This is a genomic window from Pseudomonas sp. 008 (assembly GCF_016861935.1).
Lineage (GTDB): Bacteria > Pseudomonadota > Gammaproteobacteria > Pseudomonadales > Pseudomonadaceae > Aquipseudomonas.
Genome location: NZ_BOMA01000005.1, coordinates 1 through 22,077 on the forward strand (window position 1 = coordinate 1; position 22,077 = coordinate 22,077).

21 protein-coding genes are annotated in these 22,077 nt (G+C 60.9%); 9 read left to right on the forward strand and 12 right to left on the reverse strand.

What is annotated here, in order from left to right:
* Positions 1-32: 32 nt before the first annotated feature.
* Positions 33-845 (reverse strand): class I SAM-dependent methyltransferase, encoded by an 813-nt coding sequence (locus tag JUI81_RS11445; RefSeq protein ID WP_019582705.1) that lies wholly within the window; start codon positions 843-845, stop codon positions 33-35.
* Positions 846-882: 37 nt separating this feature from the next.
* Positions 883-1,155 carry a DUF4242 domain-containing protein gene (locus JUI81_RS11450; RefSeq protein ID WP_019582706.1) on the reverse strand — a complete coding sequence of 91 codons (273 nt, stop codon included), beginning with the start codon at positions 1,153-1,155 and terminating at the stop codon, positions 883-885.
* A gap of 232 nt (positions 1,156-1,387) precedes the next feature.
* Here JUI81_RS11450 and JUI81_RS11455 point away from each other — a divergent pair, with 232 nt between their 5' ends.
* Positions 1,388-1,846: a GNAT family N-acetyltransferase gene (locus JUI81_RS11455; RefSeq protein WP_019649302.1), complete on the forward strand. Its 459-nt coding sequence runs from the start codon at positions 1,388-1,390 to the stop codon at positions 1,844-1,846.
* Positions 1,847-1,863: 17 nt separating this feature from the next.
* Here the strand turns inward: JUI81_RS11455 and JUI81_RS11460 are convergent, their stop codons facing one another.
* The 3 genes from JUI81_RS11460 to JUI81_RS11470 all read right to left on the reverse strand — a co-directional run bounded on the left by JUI81_RS11460 (position 1,864) and on the right by JUI81_RS11470 (position 3,746).
* Complete coding sequence (locus tag JUI81_RS11460) at positions 1,864-3,072, reverse strand: cytochrome c biogenesis protein DipZ (protein ID WP_019649303.1); 1,209 nt, start codon at positions 3,070-3,072, stop codon at positions 1,864-1,866.
* Between the two features lie 87 nt (positions 3,073-3,159).
* The gene (locus tag JUI81_RS11465; protein ID WP_019582708.1) at positions 3,160-3,432 is read right to left on the reverse strand and encodes a hypothetical protein; all 273 of its coding nucleotides are present in this window, start codon (positions 3,430-3,432) and stop codon (positions 3,160-3,162) included.
* Positions 3,433-3,482: 50 nt separating this feature from the next.
* Positions 3,483-3,746 (reverse strand): DUF2790 domain-containing protein, encoded by a 264-nt coding sequence (locus JUI81_RS11470; RefSeq protein WP_019582709.1) that lies wholly within the window; start codon positions 3,744-3,746, stop codon positions 3,483-3,485.
* A gap of 317 nt (positions 3,747-4,063) precedes the next feature.
* On the opposite strand from JUI81_RS11470, the gene JUI81_RS11475 reads away from it, so the two are divergent.
* Both JUI81_RS11475 and JUI81_RS11480 read left to right on the forward strand, forming a co-directional pair.
* Positions 4,064-4,804 (forward strand): response regulator, encoded by a 741-nt coding sequence (locus tag JUI81_RS11475; protein WP_026286577.1) that lies wholly within the window; start codon positions 4,064-4,066, stop codon positions 4,802-4,804.
* Positions 4,801-6,111, forward strand: coding sequence for an ATP-binding protein (locus JUI81_RS11480; RefSeq protein ID WP_204124274.1), 1,311 nt, complete (start codon positions 4,801-4,803; stop codon positions 6,109-6,111). The genes JUI81_RS11475 and JUI81_RS11480 overlap by 4 nt, the downstream gene beginning before the upstream one ends.
* A gap of 203 nt (positions 6,112-6,314) precedes the next feature.
* Here JUI81_RS11480 and JUI81_RS11485 read toward each other — a convergent pair whose 3' ends face one another.
* The 5 genes from JUI81_RS11485 to JUI81_RS11505 form a co-directional block, all read right to left on the reverse strand.
* Entirely contained in the window at positions 6,315-6,638 is a 324-nt protein-coding gene (locus tag JUI81_RS11485) for a hypothetical protein (RefSeq protein WP_204124275.1), read from the reverse strand.
* Positions 6,639-6,976: 338 nt separating this feature from the next.
* Positions 6,977-7,285 (reverse strand): contact-dependent growth inhibition system immunity protein, encoded by a 309-nt coding sequence (locus tag JUI81_RS11490; RefSeq protein WP_019582712.1) that lies wholly within the window; start codon positions 7,283-7,285, stop codon positions 6,977-6,979.
* Positions 7,282-11,940: an RHS repeat protein gene (locus tag JUI81_RS11495; RefSeq protein ID WP_204124276.1), complete on the reverse strand. Its 4,659-nt coding sequence runs from the start codon at positions 11,938-11,940 to the stop codon at positions 7,282-7,284. Before JUI81_RS11495 ends, JUI81_RS11490 begins: the two co-directional genes overlap by 4 nt.
* Positions 11,941-12,088: 148 nt before the next feature.
* On the reverse strand, positions 12,089-12,859 hold the full coding sequence (locus JUI81_RS11500; RefSeq protein WP_204124277.1) for a DUF2063 domain-containing protein: 771 nt from the start codon (positions 12,857-12,859) through the stop codon (positions 12,089-12,091).
* Positions 12,852-13,688, reverse strand: coding sequence for a DUF692 domain-containing protein (locus JUI81_RS11505; RefSeq protein WP_204124462.1), 837 nt, complete (start codon positions 13,686-13,688; stop codon positions 12,852-12,854). The genes JUI81_RS11500 and JUI81_RS11505 overlap by 8 nt, the downstream gene beginning before the upstream one ends.
* A 300-nt stretch (positions 13,689-13,988) precedes the next feature.
* Between JUI81_RS11505 and JUI81_RS11510 the strand changes: the two genes are divergently transcribed.
* A complete protein-coding gene (locus JUI81_RS11510) occupies positions 13,989-15,035 on the forward strand; it encodes a class I SAM-dependent methyltransferase (protein ID WP_019649312.1) in 1,047 nt (348 codons plus the stop codon).
* Between the two features lie 251 nt (positions 15,036-15,286).
* Here the strand turns inward: JUI81_RS11510 and JUI81_RS11515 are convergent, their stop codons facing one another.
* On the reverse strand, positions 15,287-16,180 hold the full coding sequence (locus tag JUI81_RS11515; RefSeq protein ID WP_204124278.1) for a LysR family transcriptional regulator: 894 nt from the start codon (positions 16,178-16,180) through the stop codon (positions 15,287-15,289).
* 148 nt (positions 16,181-16,328) lie between these two features.
* Here JUI81_RS11515 and JUI81_RS11520 point away from each other — a divergent pair, with 148 nt between their 5' ends.
* Genes JUI81_RS11520 through JUI81_RS11530 form a run of 3 tightly spaced genes read left to right on the forward strand, consistent with a single transcriptional unit; the run spans position 16,329 to position 18,922 of the window.
* Positions 16,329-17,027: a CoA transferase subunit A gene (locus tag JUI81_RS11520; protein WP_018928063.1), complete on the forward strand. Its 699-nt coding sequence runs from the start codon at positions 16,329-16,331 to the stop codon at positions 17,025-17,027.
* A gap of 36 nt (positions 17,028-17,063) precedes the next feature.
* Complete coding sequence (locus JUI81_RS11525; protein ID WP_018928064.1) at positions 17,064-17,729, forward strand: CoA transferase subunit B; 666 nt, start codon at positions 17,064-17,066, stop codon at positions 17,727-17,729.
* Positions 17,730-17,740: 11 nt separating this feature from the next.
* Positions 17,741-18,922, forward strand: coding sequence for an acetyl-CoA C-acetyltransferase (locus JUI81_RS11530; RefSeq protein WP_204124279.1), 1,182 nt, complete (start codon positions 17,741-17,743; stop codon positions 18,920-18,922).
* Between the two features lie 210 nt (positions 18,923-19,132).
* Here the strand turns inward: JUI81_RS11530 and JUI81_RS11535 are convergent, their stop codons facing one another.
* Positions 19,133-20,452: an Nramp family divalent metal transporter gene (locus JUI81_RS11535; protein WP_028940393.1), complete on the reverse strand. Its 1,320-nt coding sequence runs from the start codon at positions 20,450-20,452 to the stop codon at positions 19,133-19,135.
* Between the two features lie 145 nt (positions 20,453-20,597).
* On the opposite strand from JUI81_RS11535, the gene JUI81_RS11540 reads away from it, so the two are divergent.
* Both JUI81_RS11540 and JUI81_RS11545 read left to right on the forward strand, forming a co-directional pair.
* On the forward strand, positions 20,598-21,380 hold the full coding sequence (locus JUI81_RS11540) for a hypothetical protein (protein ID WP_096480678.1): 783 nt from the start codon (positions 20,598-20,600) through the stop codon (positions 21,378-21,380).
* 108 nt (positions 21,381-21,488) lie between these two features.
* Positions 21,489-22,076, forward strand: a complete 588-nt coding sequence (locus JUI81_RS11545) for a hypothetical protein (RefSeq protein WP_204124280.1) — start codon at positions 21,489-21,491, stop codon at positions 22,074-22,076.
* Position 22,077: the final 1 nt, after the last annotated feature.

Here is a 22,077-nt window from a genome sequence, read left to right on the forward strand (position 1 = left end):
GGTCGCGCCCACGGGGATTTTGTGTTCTCGACTCAGCGCCGGGTGATCACCACCTCCAGGTATTCGCTTGGCACCACCAACGACCGCTCCCCCGCTCGGTTCAGGCGCTTGAGCAGTTCCGTCAGGTCGTGTTCCAGGGCGGCGGACCCTTCGGGTGGCAGGGTCGCAAAAGCCTTGTGAACCGGGCCATACCAGGTGCGGAAGGTGTCGATGAAATGGGCGGCCGAACGATAGCGGAAGTTGAATAAGCGTCGTGTCACCTGAAGCACGAAGTCGCGCTGATCGAACTGTGAGTGCAACCACGCTTCGGAGCCCCAGTTTGAAGGCGGTTGAGCGCCCACGGGTGGCGGCATGTGGCGCCCCAGGACCTTGAACATCTGGCCAACGAAACCTTCAGGCGTCCAGTTGGCAAGGCCGATCCGGCCTCCCGGGCGGCACACCCGCGCCAATTCCGCGGCAGCCTTGGGCTGATCCGGGGTAAACATCACCCCAAAGGTCGAGAGCACGGCATCGAAACTGGCATCCTCGAAAGGTAGCGCCTCGGCGTCGGCCACCTGAAAGGTCACGTTCAGGTGTTCCGCCCGTGCCCGGTCTTCGCCGCGCTCAAGCAGCTTGGCCACATAGTCGGTGGACGTGACCTTACAGCCCCGGCGCGCAGCGGCAAGCGTGGCATTACCGTTGCCCGCAGCGACGTCGAGCACGAGCTCATCGCAGAGCAGGTCGCAGGCTTCAGCCAGTTGTTCGCCAACGATCTGTAACGTGGTGCCGATCACGGCATAGTCGCCGCTGGCCCACGCAGTCATCTGACGGTTTTTCAGGGCGGTGAGGTCAATGGGTGTACTCATGAAGTCTGCTCCGCTGCGGGTTGTAACGGGTCCCGGCTCACTCCGCCGTGGTGGGGTCGATGATGCTCATGACTCGGGAAACGCTGTTGATCGGAAAGCCACCTTGTTTGGCATGCTCCCTGATGAGCTCCTCGCTCGGCGCGATGTACACGCAGTAAATCTTGTCGCCCGTGACGTAACTCTGCTGCCATTGCACTTGCGGCCCCAATCCGCGCAACACATCGCAGGATTTTTGCGAGATCGCTTTGAGTTCCTGTTGTGGCAGTGCGCCGGCTCCCGGAAGCTCGCGTTCAATAATGAACTTAGGCATAACCCTCTCCCTTTCATGATCGTGATGGCAGGGTCGCAAGTGACCCCGTCCACAAACTAAAGCTCCCGGATAGGTATTCGTCCTGCCCGGTCGTCCGGCAGACTCACGAAATACACCGATCTCCGATACATGGTCATGCGTTTGTAACGCAGGATTAACACCCGCCCCCCGGGATTGCCGATGTGCCCTGAATCAGCTCTTATGGGCCACCGTTTTTTGAAAGGATTCCCCCATGCCTCGCCTGGACTGGCTCGCTCACCACATGCACCACAGCGACATCTTTGCTTCATGGATTCACCAACAATTCCACTATGAATACGCCGACCAGCCCTTGCCTCAGTGGCAACGGGAATTCGCTGACGGCCAATTCGACGGCACGTGGCAATGTTTGATCGCCCTGGATGAAGACCGCCTGTTGGGTGGTGCGGCACTGGCCACCGCCGACCTGGCTCACCGGCCTGACCTGGGTCCTTGGCTGGCTTGTGTGTTCGTCACCCCCCAAGCAAGGGGAAAAGGATTGGCGGAGCGTTTGATTGAGGGGATATGCGCGCAGGCCAGGGAACGTGGCGTGGCGAAGATCTATTTACACACCCGGGACCAGAGCGATTACTACGCCAGACGCGGATGGACAGTGCTGGAGCGTTTTCAGGCCTGGGAAAACGACCAATGGCTCATGGTGCGCAACCTGTGAGCCATTGATTGGAAAGGTTACGCGGCAGGCGCCTTGGCCTCTTCCAACAACTGCCGGATCATCTGCTCCTGAGTCTCGTAGCGACCCTCGCCAAAGTGGCTGTAACGCACCTGCCCCTTGGCATCGATCAGGTAGTGAGCCGGCCAGTATTGGTTGTCGAAGGCGCGCCAGATCGCGTAGTTGTTGTCGATCGCCACCGGGTAGGTGATACCGAGCTTTTTCACCTGATCGCGAACGTTGTCGAGGATGCGTTCGTAACCGTATTCCGGGGTGTGCACGCCGATCACCACCAGGCCGTCCTTTTCATATTTTTTCGCCCAGTCCTTCACGTAGGGCAAGGTGTGCTGGCAGTTGATGCAGTCATAGGTCCAGAAATCCACCAGCACCACCTTGCCGCGCAGGGAGTCGTTGCTCAGCGCTGGCGAGTTGAGCCATTCGACCGCGCCAGAGAGTGACGGCATCGCACCTTTGGCCGCGTCCATCGGGTCGGCCTTGACCTTGCTGACCAGGTAATCGACCACCTTCGGCACGGTTTCCAGCACCTGCTGTTCCACCGAGGTAACACCTTCGGAGGAGGTGCCGGCGAGCAATCTGTTATCGGTTCCGGTGGCAATGACCGCCGCCGCGACCAACACCCCAGCACCGGCGCCGCGACGCAGCCAACCGGTAACCGGAATCGACGGTTTCAAGCGATTGACCAGACCGCGACCGGCGAAGATCAAGGTGCCCAGTGACAACGCGCTGCCCAGGCCATACGCCACCAGCAGCAAGCTGGTCTGGGCATTGGCGCCTTGCAGCATGGCGCCGGTGAGGATCACCCCGAGGATCGGCCCGGCACACGGAGCCCAGAGCAGACCGGTGGCGACGCCAATCATCACCGAGCCCAGCGGGCCGGACATTTTGCGGGTGTTGGGGTCGAGGCGATTGCCCAGCAACACGAACGGCCGCGCCAGCCAGCCGCCGATGCGCGCGGAGATCAGCGACAGCGCAAACAGCACCATCACGATCAGCGCCACATGGCGGCCGGTGTTGTTGGCCTGTATCACCCAATCGCTGCTGACCACGGCCAGGCTGGAGATCAGGGCGAAGGTCAGGGCCATGCCACCGAGGGTGAGCAGGATCGAGGTGCGTGTGCGTTTAACACCGGCAAACAGAAACGGCACGACCGGGAGGATACAGGGGCTGAGGACGGTCAAAATGCCGCCCAGGAATGCGATGAGAAACATGGGTTCACCTTGAGAATACGAGTCCCATGTGGGGGCTAGCCTGCTCCCACACTGGGAATATTGAGTTCATCAGAACAGTGCCTGGCTTCAAGCCATCTGGTTTTCCAACTGCTGGCCCTGTGGCGTCCGGCTGTAACCGTTCTCTGCAAGCAATTGCCCCTGCGGTGTGTGGCTGGAGCCATTCTCTGCAACCAATTGCCCCTGCGGTGTGCGGCTGGAACCATCCTCAGCCACCAGTGGCGTCAGTTGGAAGCAGGTGCTGCTGCCACAGCTGCTCTGTTCAACAGCCGCGTTGGCATGGGCGGCGACGCCGGCTACGGAGAAAACGATGGCGGTTAAAAAGCGGGTGACGTTGTTCATGGGGTTCTTCCTGTTTCAAAAAAGGGATTGAGAACGGGTGAGCAAGGGACTCAGTTGTCTTCGTTGCAGTTGTCCGCGAATTTGCTGTAATTCAGGGCCTGGGTTTTGCCTTGGGAATCCAGGTAAGTCATCCGCGCATTCACAATCCCGCAGGAAGGTGTGGCGTCCTCTTTCATCGACAGCACTTTCTGGATGTCCAGGTGCGTGCCATAGGTGTAGGTTTGCGGGGTGACATTGGCTTCGGCCCGGGCCGACAAGGTGCAGATGTTCAGGGCGGCAAACAGGCAGGCGGCGTAGACGGCTTTGGTATTCATGGTGGTTTCCTCGGGGCTTCAATGGGTCAATCGTTACCAAATCGTTGATGGGGCCGAGGCGGTTTGGGTTTGCCTCGATGGAAGCCATTAGAAGCCCGCGAGGTATCCCGTCTGTGTCTGGAACAGGCGCGAGTAAATTGCTATGTATCAGCAACGGCCGGCGATACACAGCGATACAAAACCCCTGAAACCGGCTGTTTTTGCGTCCCCGTGTATCCGCCGACAGGCCAGATACACTGCAATACAAACCGCTGCGGGCGAGCGAGCCTTGACTCGGTAGACTGCGCGAAAACTCCTACTCAAGAGGCATGGCGACCATGGAACACGTCGATCACATTCTCATCGTGGACGATGACCGCGAGATCCGGGAACTGGTAGGCAATTACCTGAAGAAGAACGGCCTGCGCACCACCGTGGTGGCGGATGGACGGCAGATGCGCGCGTTTCTGGAGACCACGCCAGTGGACCTGATCGTGCTCGACATCATGATGCCGGGCGACGATGGCCTGCTGCTCTGCCGTGAGCTGCGCGCCGGCAAACACAAGGCCACGCCGGTGCTGATGCTCACCGCCCGCAACGATGAAACCGACCGCATCATCGGCCTGGAAATGGGCGCCGACGACTACCTGGTCAAACCGTTCGCCGCCCGTGAACTGCTTGCCCGGATCAACGCCGTGCTGCGCCGTACGCGGATGCTGCCGCCGAATCTGGTGATCACCGAAAGCGGTCGCCTGCTGGCGTTCGGTCGCTGGCGCCTGGACACCTCGGCCCGGCATCTGCTGGATCAGGACGGCACCATGGTCGCCCTCAGCGGCGCGGAATATCGTTTGCTGCGGGTGTTCCTCGATCATCCTCAGCGGGTGCTCAATCGCGACCAGTTGCTCAACCTGACTCAAGGTCGCGACGCCGATCTGTTTGACCGCTCCATCGATTTGCTGGTCAGCCGCTTGCGTCAGCGCCTGCTCGACGATGCCCGGGAACCGGCCTACATCAAGACCGTGCGCAGCGAAGGCTATGTGTTTTCCCTGCCGGTGGAAGTGCTCGGTGCGCCGTCATGAACCTTGCGCTGCACTGGCCCCGCACGCTGGCCTCGCGGCTGTCGCTGATTTTCCTGATCGGCCTGATCCTCGCCCAGGCGCTGTCCTTTGGCGCGCAGTACTACGAGCGTTATGAAAGTGCGAAAAATACGATGTTGGGCAATCTGGAAACCGACGTTTCGACCTCACTCGCCATCCTCGACCGCTTGCCTGCCAACGAACGAGCGAGCTGGCTGCAGCGCCTGGAACGCACCAACTATGGTTATCTGCTGAATGAAGGTTCGCCCGGCACACCAATGGCGCCCAGCGATGTGCCGATTGCAGTCCCCTCGATTCAGGACGCCATCGGCCATGAATACCCGCTGACTTTTACCGACATCCCCGGCCCGAAGAAACACTTCCAGGCCCATCTGAAACTGAAGGACGGCAGCCCCGTCACCATCGACGTGCGCCCCGCGATGGTGCCTTTGTCCCCGTGGTTACCGGCGGTATTACTGGGGCAACTGGCGCTGCTGATCGCCTGCACCTGGCTGGCCGTGAGAATCGCCATCCGCCCGCTCACCCGCCTCGCCCAAGCCGTGGAAACCCTCGACCCCAACACCCACGCCGTGCACCTCGATGAAAAAGGCCCGACCGAAGTCGCCTACGCCGCCAGGGCATTCAATGCCATGCAAGCGCGTATCGCGGCGTATCTCAAGGAACGCATGCAACTGTTGGCGGCGATTTCCCACGACCTGCAAACCCCGATCACGCGCATGAAACTGCGTGCCGAATTCATGGACGACTCCAGCGAAAAAGACAAACTGTGGAATGACCTCGGCGAGATGGAACACCTGGTGCGCGAAGGCGTGGCCTACGCCCGCAGCATCCATGGCGCCACCGAGGAAAGTCGCCGCACCGATCTGGATTCGTTCCTCGACAGCCTGGTGTTCGACTATCAGGACATGGGCAAAGACGTGCAGCTGGGCGGCAAAAGCGCCGCAGTGATCAACACCCGGCCCCATGCCTTGCGGCGAGTGCTGGTTAACCTGGTGGACAACGCGCTGAAATTCGCTGGCGCGGCTGAGTTGTGGGTGGAAACGAAGGCCGACGGCAGCTTGTCGGTGAAGGTCATGGACCGAGGGCCGGGGATTGCCGAAGAGCAATTGGCCCAGGTGATGCAGCCGTTCTACCGCGTGGAGAATTCGCGTAATCGCAGCACCGGCGGGACCGGGTTGGGGTTGGCGATTGCCCAGCAATTGGCGCTGGCGATTGGCGGGTCACTGACCTTGAGCAATCGCGTGGATGGTGGGTTGTGTGCGGAGCTCAAGTTGCCAAAGCCCCAATAAACACCGCCCATCCAATGTAGGTGTGGTGTTTGGGGGATTGTGTGCGGTCAGGCCCTTGTGGCGAGGGGGCTTGCCCCCGTTCGACTGCGAAGCAGTCGCAAAGCCCCCCCCTAGCGAGCCTGACAATACCGGATTGCTGATTTTGGGGCCGCTGCGCTGCCCAACGGGGGCAAGCCCCCTCGCCACAAAAGCCGCGCTAGACGCTACTCCGAAGGCCGAGCCCGCAACCGCCGTCCAATGACATCCAGCACATCGCACCCATCCCGTAACGGAATAGCACAGAGCAAGGCAAAGTCACTGAGAATGAAGGATTCGCACTCGACTGAACCGCGCATCGACATGTTCTCAAGCACCTGAGTGACTGCGCGAATTCGATAGCTGGCAGCGTCATACAAAACATCAATCGGCGCGTGGGTATCGACGAACAGGGTGGGCATGTCGGTGCAGTTGCCGGTGAGGGCCATGAAGCGGTTTACGGGGTGGGGGATTGGTTTTTCGTAGGGTGGATCGGGTGTAAGCGTCTTCATCGATTTAAGTCCTAACGTATGGATTGAAGCCGCCAGAAATCACTTCCACGCGAATAGGTGGCGGCTGTACGCAGGTGTGGAAGACCGGGACGTTAGGCACCCGGCGCACTCGAAAGCGCCCCGCGCACAGCCACCATGAAACACAGACGATAAAAAACGCCGAACTGGTGGCGCTTGATGCGCCTAACGATAGAAGGGCTTCCACGCCCTGTCACTGAATTTGCAGTGACCGCCCAAAGACTATCGATGAGGCGCGCTGCGCACCAGTTCATGGAAACCGCTACAACTTGAAGGAAACTTCCGACGACTTTGCCCAGAAATTTCGCAGCAATTTTCCATCAAGGACGATCCAGCCGACTAGCCAATCTGTTGGCGATATGGAGCAACCACGACTCGCCTGATTCCCACGCATTCCAGTAGCAGTAGTAACAGCTCAGTTCTTTCAATAGGTAATCCCTTAACACCAGCTCATCTTTCCGCTGATCAAGCAGTGTGTTGAGTTCATGCTGGACTACCATCAGATCCTCGGGATCGGAGTCAGCTAAAAAAGCATCAATCACTTGCTCAGCCGTATCATGTTCGACCGTCCAATCTTGATGGAAGTACGCTCCAAAAAAGTCGTGTAACTCGGGAAATTCTTTGTTCATATCTCTGGAAACCCTGTCAGCAAAAAATATCCCTCAGGACGTCGGGCGTCTTTTATCAATACCAACAATACTTTCGAGGCTGGCACATAGTCGGTACTACCGTTAGGCAAACTGATTCCTACTGGCAGGTCGAATTGATGCGTAATGGTCGTCTTGCTCTTTTTACTTTTAAGGAACTTGTCGATCCGTTTTTTGTTTTCAGATAGCGCCCTCGCGACAGCCGACTCAGCAATAGCTCGATCAGGGAATGTTGAAGCGGCAGGGATAGTTGGCTCTGCTTCCAGTCTTTGTGCTAACTGCAAATCCGTTCTCCCGATATGCTTCGCAATAAGATGCCCTCCCTGTGCCTCGTGTGCTGCTAAACCACCACCCGGAACAATTTCGCTGAACGGCCCATCAGCCTCTATTTCTCCAGGACACGGTAGACATGCCAACCCCAACGGATCAACCCACCCCGTCGGATTCGGCGTGTACTGATACTGGTTCAGCCCACCGGCTAGCTTGATCGGATCCGGCGTCAGATACCGCCCCACCTCCGGATCATAGTACCGATGCCGGTTGTAGTGCAGACCACTCTCGGCGTCGAAGTACTGCCCCTGAAACCGTAACGGTTGTTCAAGTTGCTCGCCCCCGCCGAACGTCTGGTGAGTGACTTTGCCGTAGGCGTTGTACTTCGCCGACCAGACAATCTCGCCACCGAAATCCGTCAATTCCTGCGGTGTGCCCAGGTGATCGAGCTGGTAGTAGAACGGGCAGGCCTTTTTTGGGCCTTTGCCGTCGAGCATCGCCAACGGGCGGAAGCTGCCGGGTTCATAGACGTAGCTGCGGTAATGCTCCTGGCTGCTTTCGGCGACGACCTGATCGCCTTGCCAGAAGAACTCGGTGGTTTTGCCGTCGACGGATTTGGCGATGCGCCGGCCAAAAGCGTCGTAGCGATAACTCGCGCAACTTCCATCCGGCAACGTGACGCCGACCAGCCGATGCTGGCAGTCATAGCGGTACTCGGTGACCAGTTTCTGCCCGGTGCCGCGACGCTCGCGGATCAGGTTGCCGAAGGCGTCGTAGTCGTAATGGCGGTCGCCTTGCATCAGCAGGCGATTGCCTTTGACGGTCGTCGGGCCAGGGCGGTCCTGCATCAGCAGGTTGCCGGCCGGATCGTGGGCGAAGGTTTCCGGTGGGTCGTCGCGGGTGTGGCGGACGCGGGTCAGGCGGTTGAGCGGGTCGTACTGGTAACTGCGCTGGCCGTGGCGGGTGTCGGCGATATGGTCGAGATTGCCGTTGAGGCTGTAGGCATAGTCGCGGCGGTACAGGCTTTTTTTCTGTTGGCTGACGGCGTGGGCCTTTAGCCGGCCCTGGTCGTCGTAGGCATATTCGCTGAGCAGCAGGCCTTGTTGACGCTGTAGTTCTCGACCGGATTTGTACGTGTGGTTTGTAAGACGTGTGCCATTAAGGTCGATAGCCGTCAGCGCACCGCCCTTGGCGTGGCGGTAGTCGAGTTTGCTGCCGTCCGGCAGGCGCAGGCGGTTGAGCTGGCCGCAGGCGTCATAGCCATAACGCAGGGTGCCCCAACCCTGATGCTCGGTGATCAGGCGATCCTGCTGGTCGTACTCGAACTCCAGCGGGTGATCGTGGCCGTCGTCGACGCTGGTCAGTCGGCCCAGCGAGTCGTAGCGGTATTGGACCTGGATGCCGTCGGGCAAGGTCTTGACCAGCAAGCGCCCGGCAGAGTCCCGTTGATAGCCCGTGACCAGCTGCGAGCCGTCATCACCGAACTCGGTTTTCTCCAGCAGGTGCCCGTTGAGGTCGTAGGCGTACGCGGTGCGGCGACCGTCGAAGCCGGTTTCCTGTCGGATCAAGCCGCTGGGCGTGTAGTCCAGCTGATACTTTTCGCCGGATTCGTTCTCGATTTCCGTCAGCAGCAGCTGCGCATTGTCATGGCGGTACTTGAGCTGGGTGCCGTCGGGATTGATCCGGCGGCTGACCAGGTGCAAATCGTCGACGTACTCGTAGCGGGTGACGCGGCCCAGTTCATTGCGTTCGGCGGTGAGCTTGCCGTAGGCGTTGTAGCTGAACCCACGGGTGGCGCCGGTCGGCAATGTCGTCTGGATCAGTCGGCCAACGGCGTCCCATTGGTACTGGGTAACCGCACCGTGTTCGTCCTGACGAGTCGTCTGCCGCCCCAGCGCATCGTAGGAAAACGCTCGCTGACCACCGTCCGGCAGCGTTTCCTCAAGCAACTGGCCCAGGGCATTCCAGACAAAGACATGGCGACTAGTGTCCGGGTAGCGGATCGACAGTAGCCGGCCTTGTTCGTCGTAGTGGTAATGGGTGACCTGACCGTCCGGATCGGTGGCTTCGGTGACGTCACCCTGAGCATTGCGCTGATATTTCCACACCGCCTGACCGCGATAGCGCGCATGCAGGAAACCGTTGCGATACTCGTAGGCCGTTGGCTCGTCGTCCGGTGGAATCAGCGCCACCAACCGTCCGACTTCGTCGTAGCGGTATTCGGTGACGGCTCCGAGCGGATCCTGCTCGGCGACCAACCGACCCTGATCGTCGTAGACCTTGAGGTGTTCACCGCCATCCAGCTCGACCTTACGCACCAGCCGCGCCCGGTCATCGTGGACGTAAACCTCTTCGCTGCCATCGATGTTCTGGACGGTGACGCTGCCTTGGTCATCCCAGACGTACCGTGTGTCCATCTGCGCAAACGACGCCCAATGCCGCACGCAGCGCGCCGCCTTGCCGGACCGTTCCCACTCCCAGAAGAAACTTGCGCCACCGGCCAGTTGCCGCTGCAAAATTACGTGCTGGTCGTCGTAGTCGCAACGCTCGCTTTCCCCGGCGGCGTTGCTCGCTTCGATCAAGCGCTGGCGGGCGTCATAGCGGTAACTGACCAGCGTCTGCTCGGTGTGCCAGGCCTCGGCGAGGGTCTGGGCCGGGCGGAAACACTGGTAATCGACAGCGATCAGGTGGGCGCGGTCGTAGCGCAACAGCAAGGCACGACCGGCTCCGTTGTCGAGGCGCTGGATGCGTTCCTGACGGTCGCGGGTGATGCGCAGGCGGTTATCGTAGGCGTCGCTAATGGCCGTCAGCCGACCGTTGTGAAAGTGGTAGAACCGTGTGTCGTCGCCGGCCTGGGCGAGGATCAGTTCTTCGGGGTCATTGCCGACGTAAATCGCCGCGCGCGACAGGCTGTTGTGGATGGCCGGGCGTTCGTGATTCGGCAGCGGGAACGTGGTGCGGCGGTTTTCGTGGTCGATCCAGATGACCTGGTCGCCGTCGATCTCCAGTCGATGGGCGAGCGAATGGCTCCAGCCCCAGCCCAGCCCGCAATCTATCTCCACCGCGCTGGTGCGGTACAACCGGGTGAAGGCAAACGGCAGCAGCCCGTCCAGCGCACCGTCGGTCAGGGTCAGCAGTTCTTCGCCGCTGACCATCGACACAGGACAGCCGTTGGTGCAGGTCAGTGCCGAGCAATCGGCGCTGTCGCCATTGGGGTTTTTCGCCTGATCCGGGGCGTCGTCGCGGTGTTCGCTTTGCTTGAGAGTGGTGTTGCGCCTGGCATCCCAACGCAGTTGCATCCGACCTTTTTTCATCCCTGCGGCGATACCGCGGGCGGCGACTTTTTTGTAGCGGTCGACGTAGCCGATGAAGTTATTGATGATCGTGAAAATCGCCTTCACGAGACGCACAACGGCACTGAGCAACTGCGCAGCTCGATCAGCCAAACGCATCGTCAGATAGGCGATGCCGGCGCCCGCCCCGGCGAACGTCAGGACGAGGCCAATCAGGATATCGATCAGCAGCTGCACCACCACCATCGACACCGCTTCGGCGGTTTTGCCGGCAATTTCGCTGGGTGGCAGCATGTCGAGCCAGAGGCTGGCGCAGCGCACCAGCAGACACAGCGCCGCTTCGTCACTGACTAGCAACTGGGCTTTTTCCATGACATCCGGTGCGGCTTTGGCGAGCTTCTCCAGCTCTGCGGCGCTTTCGCCCAACCGCTCTCCAAACTTCGCCGGATCCTTGAGAATGTCCGAAAGCAGGCCGATGCCGTCCCACACTCCTTCAATTGCCGCCCAACTTCCCGCGAGCATTCCATTGCCTACAGCAACCGAAGACGATTCCGACCACTTCGGTTTGAACGTCTGCCATTCATCACGCAGCCAGCTGTCGAGTTCCTTCGTCAGGCCGTCGTACGAGGAAAACAGCTCATTTACCTGATCCGGGGTGACTTCGTTGTGAACATGAACACGGTAGAACTTGCCGGGTGTACCGGTGAACTCTCCCTTGCCACGTTCATTGAGCGTCACAGGCGTCGACTTACCGCCATCCACCGCAATGACATCGACCTGAATATTCCCCAACGGAACGTCGTAAACCGACTCGAACTTGCTCTCGATCTGCAGAATTCCGCCGTCGGGACACTGCGCAACGCTGGAGAAAAAATCGTCATCGCTGCTGCTGACGGACTTACTGGTATCGCCCAGTTTGATTTTGCGTTCCATGTCCATCAGCGACGGCAAATCAGCGGCACGGCTGGCCATGTCCGCCGTTTGGTTGAGCCAACGCTTAAGCTGTTTGCGGTAGAGCGTCAGGGAGTCCGGAAAACGGTCTAGCTCCTGCTCGATACGGGCGATGTGCTCCATCAACGCACCGAAAAGCAGGCAGCGACTGGAGAAAAGGAGTCGAACATAAGCAATCCCTTGCGCAGAAAATTAGGCGCGGGGACTTTGCGGGGGATCAATCAGAAATGAAGTCAGGAAAGGTGGAAATGGATGTAGGGTGATTCGCTGATTAGCAGCGACTAAAGGCCGCTATGCCGATTACTCCGTCCCCATGCATCTGCCGCAGCAACGCCACCCCGCTGTCGATGAACTCCAGCGACCCGGCCATCCCCGCCTCCACCGCCAGCCCTTCCAGTTGCGACCGACCATCGAGCTCTGGAAACTCCCCGATCCGCTGCAACAACCGCCACGCCAGCGGGCTCAGCTCGGAGAAGCGCACACTCCAGTCTTCAGCCCGACGCACCAACAGCAACGTCGGCTGAGTCGGTGGCACTTGTTGCTGGTAATCCGGCCCCACTTTTTGCACCGGCCAGCCATAGGCCAACGGCCAGGCCAGTGGCGAAACCTGCAACGGTTGATCCAGCAGCAGCCCTGCATCGCTGGCGGGTAGTGGCTCGGCGTCGGATTGTTGCAGGGCCATTTCGACCCATTCGTAATGCGCCAGCTCGACCATGAACGGTGGCCACGGCCCATCGTTCAGCGCCAGCGGCATCGATGCGAGGAACTCGACAAACTCCCGGGCGATCTCGCCGAATTTTGGCGTGTGAGCGCGGTAGTCCCGCAGGAAGATCCGCACCAGAGCACGCCAGTCACTGCCGCCCAATATCTTCACCAACACCGGAAAGGTGCCGCTGAGCAACGACGACAGGTTCGAGAACACCAGGTCGCGATAAACCTGCGCCCGTGCCACGTCCATCCCGGCAGGCGGTGCGCAGTGGTCGGGGTCGCGCAGGTAGCGAGTCAAGGTGTCTTGCTGCTGATACAGCGTCGGTTTATCCACGGTCCGCCTCCTCCTGCAGTCGGCGAATGGTCTGCAACTCGCTCACCAGTTCAGAGAACGCCGGGTAATTGAAGTCCCGTTCAAGCAGCGTCGGCTGTACGCCGAACCGCGCATACGCCTCGGCCAGCAAAGCCCAGACCACAGGTTTGACCGAGGCGCCGTGGGTGTCGATTTTCAGGGTGTCGGATTCGTCGAAATGCCCCGCCACATGCATCGCGACCACCCGCCCCGCGTCGATACCCGCCAGAAACGCCTGCGGATCGAAACCGTGATTGATCGAGTTGACGTAGACATTGTTGACGTCCAGCAGCAGGTCGCAATCGGCTTCGCGCAGTACTGCGTTGGTGAACGTCAGTTCGTCCATGTCCTGCTGCGGCGCGGCGTAGTAGGAGACGTTTTCCACCGCCAGGCGCCGACCGAGAATGTCCTGGGTCTGACGAATTCGGGTGGCGACGTGGTGCACCGCTTCCTCGGTAAACGGCAACGGCAGCAGATCGTAAAGATGCCCGTCATCGCTGCAGTAGCTCAGGTGTTCGCTGTACAGCGGCACCTTGTAGTGATCGAGGAAAACCCGCACTTCCCGCAGAAACCCGACGTCCAGCGGCGCCGATCCGCCCAGCGACAAGGACAAGCCGTGACAGGACAACGGATAACACTCGGCCAGGGCACGAAACGCCGCGCCATGCGCGCCGCCGATGCCAATCCAGTTTTCCGGCGCGACTTCCAGAAAATCGAAAGCGCCCGCCGAGGCCGCTTGCAGGTCCTTCATCAAACCGCGGCGCAAGCCTAGCCCGACGGTCGCCTGCGCAGATGTGAGGGGAATTTGCATGGTGTCGATCTCATCCTGGGATCCGGTCTCCAGCGCCTGAACACTCAGTGCCGGCCGGCAGGCCCAGTCAAGCGCCTCGGTGTGTCGGGTCTGTGTGCGCAAACACCCCTCTTCTCAGCGCACTGTATCGGACAGGCAGCCAGATACAGAGGGATACACGAACTAGACTTGTTGATTACCCCCCGCGGGGGGAGCCAGGACGCGGTTATCGTCCTGTTCATTCCCACGATCACCGCCCACAGGCGCATGCCTCGACAAACAATGCCTGCGGGCCGTGATCCTGCTGAAGGAGCACACAAGATGGACGAGGCCAGACTCAATGATTTCATGGGCAAACTGGTGAGCGACATGGGGGGCGCGGCGATGCTCGCCAACGTCATCCTCGGCGAAGAACTCGGCCTGTACCGGGCCATGGCCGACAGTCAGCCCGTCACCCCCGAAACACTCGCCGCGAAGACCGGCTGCAACACCCGCCTGCTGCGTGAATGGCTCAGCGCCCACGCCGCCTCCGGTTACATGGAACACCGCGACGGCCAGTTCCGCCTGCCCGAAGAGCAAGCCCTGGCGCTGGCGATCGAAGACTCACCGGTTTATGTAGCCGGCGGTATGGCGGTGGTTGCGTCGTTTTTCCATGACAAGGACAAACTGGTCAACGCTATGCGCGGCAACGGCGCCCTGCCCTGGGGCGATCACCATCCGTGCATGTTCAGCGGCACCGAGCGGTTCTTCCGCCCAGGCTACAAGGCGCATCTGGTCAGCGAGTGGCTGCCAGCCCTCGACGGGGTGGTCGCCAAACTGGAAGCCGGCGCGAAAGTGGCAGACATCGGCTGCGGCCACGGCGCCTCGACCGTGATCATGGCCCAGGCTTTCCCCGAGTCGCGGTTCGTCGGTTTTGATTACCACGCGCCCTCGATCACCGTCGCCACCCAGCGCGCAGAAGAAGGTGGCGTGTCCGGTCGGGCGCGGTTCTTCCAAGGCACCGCCAAGAGCTATCCGGGCGACGACTATGACCTGATCTGCTATTTCGACTGCCTGCACGACATGGGTGACCCGGTCGGCGCCGCAAAGCATGCCTATGAATCGCTCAAACCCGACGGCACGGTGCTGCTGGTGGAGCCCTTCGCCAACGACACGCTTGACGAGAACACCAACCCGGTGGGACGGCTGTTCTACGCCGCCTCGACCTTTATCTGCACACCCAACTCGCTGTCCCAGGAGGTCGGCCTCGGGCTCGGTGCCCAGGCAGGCGAGGCACGGTTGCGCAAGGTCTTCACCGAGGCGGGGTTCACCCAGTTCCGGCGAGCCACGGAAACGCCGTTCAACCTGATTCTGGAGGCGCGTAAATAACGCCCGGCTCATCACCCGGGCAGGTTGGTCTGCCCGGATGCAACGGATGAAACCGGACCCTGTGGGAGCGGGCTTGTGTGGCGAGGGGGCTTGTCGGAACGCCGCATCGCCCCGCTCGATTGCGAAGCAGTCGTAAAACCAGTCACCGCTTTCTAAATTCAAGATCGCGGTGATTGGTTTTAGGGGTGCTTCGCGCCCCAACGGGGGCAAGCCCCCTCGCCACACAAGCCCGCTCCCATAGGTGACCGTGATCAACTCAGACGCTCGCCAAGGTTTTCAGCCTTGAGAATATCGAACAACGCCTGCGCCGCCGCCGACAGTTCTTGCCCGGTCGTCAAAACCCCGATCGCCCGTTCCACCACCGGGTCGCGCAGGGTGATGCAACGCGCGCCCAGCTCGCGCATCTGCCCGGCGCACAACGCTGGCACCGCGCTCACGCCCAGTCCGCTGGCCACCATCCGCCCGACCGTTGCCAACTGATGACTTTCAAACTCCACCGGCAATTTCATCCCCCGCGCCTGCAAGTGCTCTTCAAGCATCACCCGCACCGTGGACGGTCGCTGCAGGGTAATGAACGGTTCCTTGAGCAACGTCTGCCAATCGATATCGCTCAGGTCCGCCAGCGGTGAATCAAGCGGCACCACCGCCACAAACCGGTCGATGTACAACGGGGTAAATTGCAGTGACGAACTCTGGGTCGGCTCAAACGCCACGCCCAATTCCACCTGGCGGTCGCGGACCATTTCCAGCACCTGCTCGTTGATCACGTCGTTCACCGTGACGTTGACCTTGGGGTAACGCGCACGGAAGGTCTTGAGGATCGGCGGCAACAAGTTGCCGGCAAACGACGGCATGGCCGCCAGCGTCACGCGGCCACGCTGAAGGGTGAAGCGTTGGCGCAGTTCATCCTCGGCATTGTCCCAGTCCGCGATCAAACGACGAGCCAGTGGCAGCAGCGATTCGCCTTCCGCGGTCAGCGCGACGTTGCGGGTATTGCGGGTGAACAGGCGCCCGCCCAGGCCGTCCTCCAGCGCCTTGATGGTCAGGCTCAGCGCCGATTGGGACAGGTGCAGCCGCTCGCAAGCCACGGCAAAGCTCAAACTCTGGGCCACGGCCAGGAAGGCGCGGATCTGTTTAACGGTCATGGCCACTGTCTCCAACGTAGCGCGCACTCATTGGTGAGTTTTATCTATTAATCAACCTTAAAAATCAACTTAACAAATAAATCCTGCGGCGAGACACTCCCTCCCCATCCGGCTAGCCAGCCGCCCACAAAGAATAAAAGAGGTGCATATGGCAGGGTTCGACAAGCGCGTGTATTCCTATGAGGAAGCGATGGCCGGTCTTGAAGACGGCATGACCGTGATCTCCGGCGGCTTCGGCCTGTGCGGGATTCCGGAAAACCTCATCGCCGAGATCCAGCACCGGGGCACCCGTGATCTCACCGTGGTCTCCAACAACTGCGGCGTCGATGGGTTCGGTCTCGGCGTGCTGCTGGTGGACCGGCAGATCCGCAAAGTGGTGGCCTCCTACGTCGGCGAGAACAAACTGTTCGAAGACCAACTGCTTAAAGGCGAAATCGAAGTCGTCCTGACCCCCCAAGGCACCCTCGCCGAGAAGATGCGCGCAGGCGGCGCCGGCATCCCGGCGTTCTTCACCGCCACCGGCGTCGGCACTCCAGTCGCTGAAGGCAAGGAAGTGCGCGAATTCAAGGGCCGCCAGTACCTGATGGAAGAATCCATCACCGGTGACTTCGCCATCGTCAAAGGCTGGAAAGCTGACCATTTCGGTAACGTGGTCTATCGCCACACCGCCCAGAACTTCAACCCGCTGGCCGCCACCGCCGGCAAGATCACCGTGGTCGAAGTCGAAGAAATCGTCGAACCCGGCGAGCTGGACCCGTCGCAGATCCACACCCCTGGCATCTATGTCGACCGGGTCATTTGCGGCACGTTCGAGAAGCGCATCGAACAGCGCACCGTGCGTAAGTGATCCCCTGCCCCCGGACCGAATGAAGGAATAACAACAATGGCACTTTCCCGCGAACAAATGGCTCAGCGCGTCGCCCGCGAAATGCAGGACGGCTACTACGTGAACCTCGGCATCGGCATTCCGACCCTGGTCGCCAACTACATCCCCGAAGGCATGGAAGTCATGCTGCAATCGGAAAACGGCCTGCTCGGCATGGGCGCCTTTCCGACCGACGCCGAAGTCGACGCCGACATGATCAACGCCGGCAAGCAAACCGTGACCGCGCGTATCGGCGCGTCGATTTTCTCCTCCGCCGAATCGTTCGCGATGATCCGCGGCGGCCACATCGACCTGACCGTGCTCGGTGCGTTCGAAGTGGACGTCGAAGGCAACATCGCCTCCTGGATGATCCCCGGCAAACTGGTCAAGGGCATGGGCGGCGCGATGGACCTGGTGGCCGGTGCGGACAACATCATCGTCACCATGACCCACGCCTCCAAGGACGGTGAGTCGAAACTGCTGCCCCGCTGCAGCCTGCCGCTGACCGGCGCCGGTTGCATCAAACGCGTACTGACTGACCTGGCCTACTTGGAAATCCACAACGGCGCGTTCATTCTCAAGGAACGCGCACCAGGCGTGAGCGTTGAGGAAATCGTCGCCAAGACCGCCGGTAAACTGATCGTGCCTGACCACGTCCCGGAAATGCAGTTCGCTGCCCAGTGAGGAATCCGTCCATGCAAGACGTTGTGATTGTTGCTGCCACTCGCACTGCCATCGGCAGTTTCCAGGGCGCGTTGGCCAATGTGTCCGCGGTTGATCTCGGTGCTGCGGTGATCCGCCAATTGCTGGCGCAAACCGATCTGGACCCGGCACAGGTCGATGAAGTGATCATGGGCCAGGTATTGACCGCCGGCGCCGGGCAAAACCCTGCGCGCCAGGCTGCGATCAAGGCCGGCCTGCCTCACGCCGTACCGGCCATGACCCTGAACAAGGTCTGCGGCTCGGGCCTCAAAGCGCTGCACCTGGCGGCGCAGGCGATTCGCTGCGGCGATGCCGAGGTGATCATCGCTGGCGGCCAGGAAAACATGAGCTTGGCCAATTACGTGCTGCCCGGTGCCCGAACCGGTCTGCGCATGGGCCACAGCCAGATCGTCGACACGATGATCAGCGACGGTTTGTGGGATGCGTTCAACGATTACCACATGGGCATCACCGCCGAGAACCTGGTGGATAAGTACGGCATCAGCCGTGAAGCCCAGGACGCGTTCGCTGCCGCCTCACAGCAGAAAGCCGTGGCCGCCATCGAAGCCGGGCGTTTCGTCGATGAAATCACCCCGATCCTGATCCCCCAGCGCAAGGGCGATCCACTGGCCTTCGCCACCGATGAACAGCCGCGTGACGGCACCACCGCCGAGTCCCTGGGCAAGCTGAAACCGGCCTTCAAGAAGGACGGCTCGGTGACCGCCGGCAACGCCTCGTCGCTGAACGACGGCGCCGCCGCGGTGATCCTGATGAGCGCCGCAAAAGCCAAGGCCCTCGGCCTGCCGGTGCTGGCGAAAATCGCCGCCTACGCCAACGCGGGCGTCGACCCGGCGATCATGGGCATCGGCCCGGTCAGCGCCACCCGTCGTTGCCTGGACAAGGCCGGCTGGTCCATCGATCAACTGGAGCTGATCGAGGCCAACGAAGCCTTCGCCGCGCAATCCCTGGCGGTGGCCAAGGACCTGGAATGGGACCTGAGCAAGGTCAACGTCAACGGTGGCGCGATTGCCCTGGGTCATCCGATTGGAGCCTCGGGTTGCCGGGTGCTGGTGACCTTGTTGCACGAGATGATCAAGCGTGACGCCAAAAAAGGCCTGGCCACCCTGTGCATTGGAGGCGGTCAGGGCGTGGCATTGGCCATAGAACGGGCGTAAGCCTCTCTGGCTACACCCGATACTCTGTGGCGAGGGAGCTTGTCGGACCGCCGCACCGTCCCGTTGGGCTGCGCAGCGGCCCCAAAATCTCTGATGTACCAAAGATTTTGTGAGTGCTACGCACTCAAGCGGGAGCAAGCTCCCTCGCCACAAACCGGGTTCCTTTATGTCTGGCCCTCAGGCAAATTTCACCAGGTTCACCCTCCGGGATCAGCCCACAAACTGCAAAATCAACCAGCTGTTGGCCGCACTGATTACCGTAAACAATCCCCACGCCAACACCCGCGTTGGCAGCCGATTCACAAACGGCCCCATGAGCGTCTGATCGTTGGTCATGCGAATCAACGGGTACAACGCGAACGGCAGTTGCAGGCTGAGTACCACCTGACTCAACACCAGCAGTTTGCCGATTGCCCCGTCGCCCATCAGCCACACGCCGATAAACGCCGGGATCAGCGCCAGCCCGCGAGTGATCAAGCGCCGTTGCCAGCAGGGCAAGCGCAGGTTCAGGTAGCCCTCCATGATTACCTGGCCCGCGATGGTGCCGGTGAAGGTCGAGCTCTGCCCCGACGCCAGCAACGCCACACCAAACAACACGCTGGCCAACGCCCCGCCCACCAATGGATCGAGCAAGTGATAGGCGTCCTGGATGTCCACCACGTCAGTGTGCCCGGTCTTGTGGAAGGCCGCCGAAGCAAGAATCAGGATCGCCGCGTTGACCAGCAGTGCCAGCGCCAGGGAGCCGATGGTGTCGATGCGCGCCAGTTTGACCGCGTCCTGCTTGCTGGCCAGGTCTTTGCCGATCATCCGCGTCTGTACGATCGAGGTATGCAGGAACAAGTTATGCGGCATCACCGTGGCCCCGAGAATGCCGATGGCCAGGTACAACGGCGCCGCATCGCCGATCACCGAAAGTGACGGTGTGAAACCGCGAGCGACGTCCGGCCAATAGGGTTTGATCAGCAGCAGTTCGACGAAGAAACACGCGCCAATAGTGCCCACCAGCACCAGCATGATCGCCTCCAGCCGACGAAAACCGCGGTTTTGCAGGGCCAATACCAGCAACGTATCGAACGCGGTGAGCGCGATGCCAAACGTCAGCGAACAACCCAGCAGCAAGTGGAACGCCAAGGCGCAGCCGAGCACTTCGGCGAGGTCGGTGGCGATGATCGAAATTTCCGCCAGCAGCCACTGGGTCCGTGCGGTCCGCGTGCTGTAGCGCTCCCGGCACAACTGCGCCAGGTCGCGCCCGGTGGCGATGCCCAGACGCGAGCACAAACACTGCACCACCATCCCCGCCAGGCTCGCCAGCAACACCACGAACAACAGGCTGTAGCCAAACCGCGAACCGGCCTCGATGGCCGTGGCCCAGTTGCCCGGGTCCATGTAGCCGATGGACACCAGCAAACCGGGGCCGGCAAAACGCAGAACGCGCTTGAAGAACGAAGCACCAGGGTCAACGGCAACCGTGCCGGCCACTTCCGGTGGGCAAAACGGCGCGGTGCCGACTTTGGGCAAACTGAATTTCACGCAAGCATCCGTCAACAGGTGGGAGCGCGCAGCTTAGACGTTTCGCGCACCTGGGTGTAGGCGCTCAACGCTAGCGCAGAGACCGCCTTAAGCAATCCATCGCTCGCAATGCTAACGTGACCGACACACAAATGGAGATGCGTGCGTGCTGATGCTCAAGCTGCTGGTGATTCCGGGGTTTCTGTTGCTGATTTCCCTGGCCGGTAAACGCTGGGGACCAAGCGTGGCCGGTTGGCTGTCGGGGTTGCCGGTGGTGGTCGGGCCGATTCTGTTGTTCCTCGCCATCGAGCAAGGCCATGTGTTCGCCGCTCAAGCGGCAACGGCGGCGCTGTCAGCCATGTTCGCGATGATTGCCTTCTGCGTGACGTATGCCCAGGTCGCACAACGCTTGAGCTGGCCGTGGGCGCTAACGATGGCACTGCTGGTCTGGGCGTCGGTGGCTGTTGTGCTGTCGCTGATCCCGCCATCGCTAGCGCTCTCAATAATCGCCGCCGCCACCGCATTGCTGGCCGCGCCGTACCTGTTTCCCTTGGTGCGACCCGTCGTTTCAGGCCCGGCGCCCAAATCCGACAAACTGCTCCTGCGCATGATGGCTGGCGCCCTGCTCACGTTGGCCGTGACGCTGCTGGCCAGCACCGTCGGCGAGCGCTGGAGCGGGTTGCTTGCAGTGTTCCCGGTGCTGGGCAGTGTGATGGCGGTATTTTCCCAGCAGACTCGCGGTCCGGCGTTTACGGCGGCGTTGCTCAGGGCTACGGCAACCGGGATGTATTCGTTCGCGGCGTTTTGCCTGGTGCTGGCATTGGCGTTGCCGAGGTTCGGCTGGATGGGATTCGCATTGGGGATAGGCGCCTCGTTCGGGATGCTGTTGGTGACTAAACAACGGGCATTGCGCCCAGCGCCCTATCGTTTCAACGAACGGCAACGATGATCACCACACGCCTTGTGTAGCAGCTGTCGAGCTTGCGAGGCTGCTGCTACAAATCGCGATCCATGGGATGATCGCCGTCATAGCGCGACCATCCCACGGAGAGTTTGAATGTCATTGTTGAGTAAAAAAGCCATTGTTCTGCTGCTGACAGCGGCTGCCAGCCTGGGGGCCTTGAATGCGCAGGCGGCCAAGGCCACTTCCAGCGACAAAGCGCCGACCCAGAAGGTCTCGATGCTCGGCGGCAAGTTCACCTTCACCCTGCCCAAGGGCTTCATCGCCAATCCGCTGCCGGCCGGCGACGCGGCCACCGGCACCGCTGGGGCGACGGGCACGATGTACACCAACCAGACGACCAAAACCGTAGTGATCGCCGCCGAAAACACCATTCCCGGCGGCGTCAACGTCAAGGACAACGACGGTGAATTCCTCGATTCCACCGTGTCCGCCTTCGCCACCGAGCAACGCAATGCCTTGCCGGACTTCAACAAGCTGAGCGAAAAAAGCCTGACCCAAAAAGGCACGGGGCTGGGCCTGCGACAGATCGACAGCACCGCCACCCAGGGCGGCGGCATGACCCTCGACACCTCGCTGATGGCCGCTTCTGGCACTCGCATGGCCATCATTCAGGTCATCTCCCGCCCCAACGACAAAACCGGCCACGAAACGCTGGTGAACCAGATCATCACCGGCAAATAAA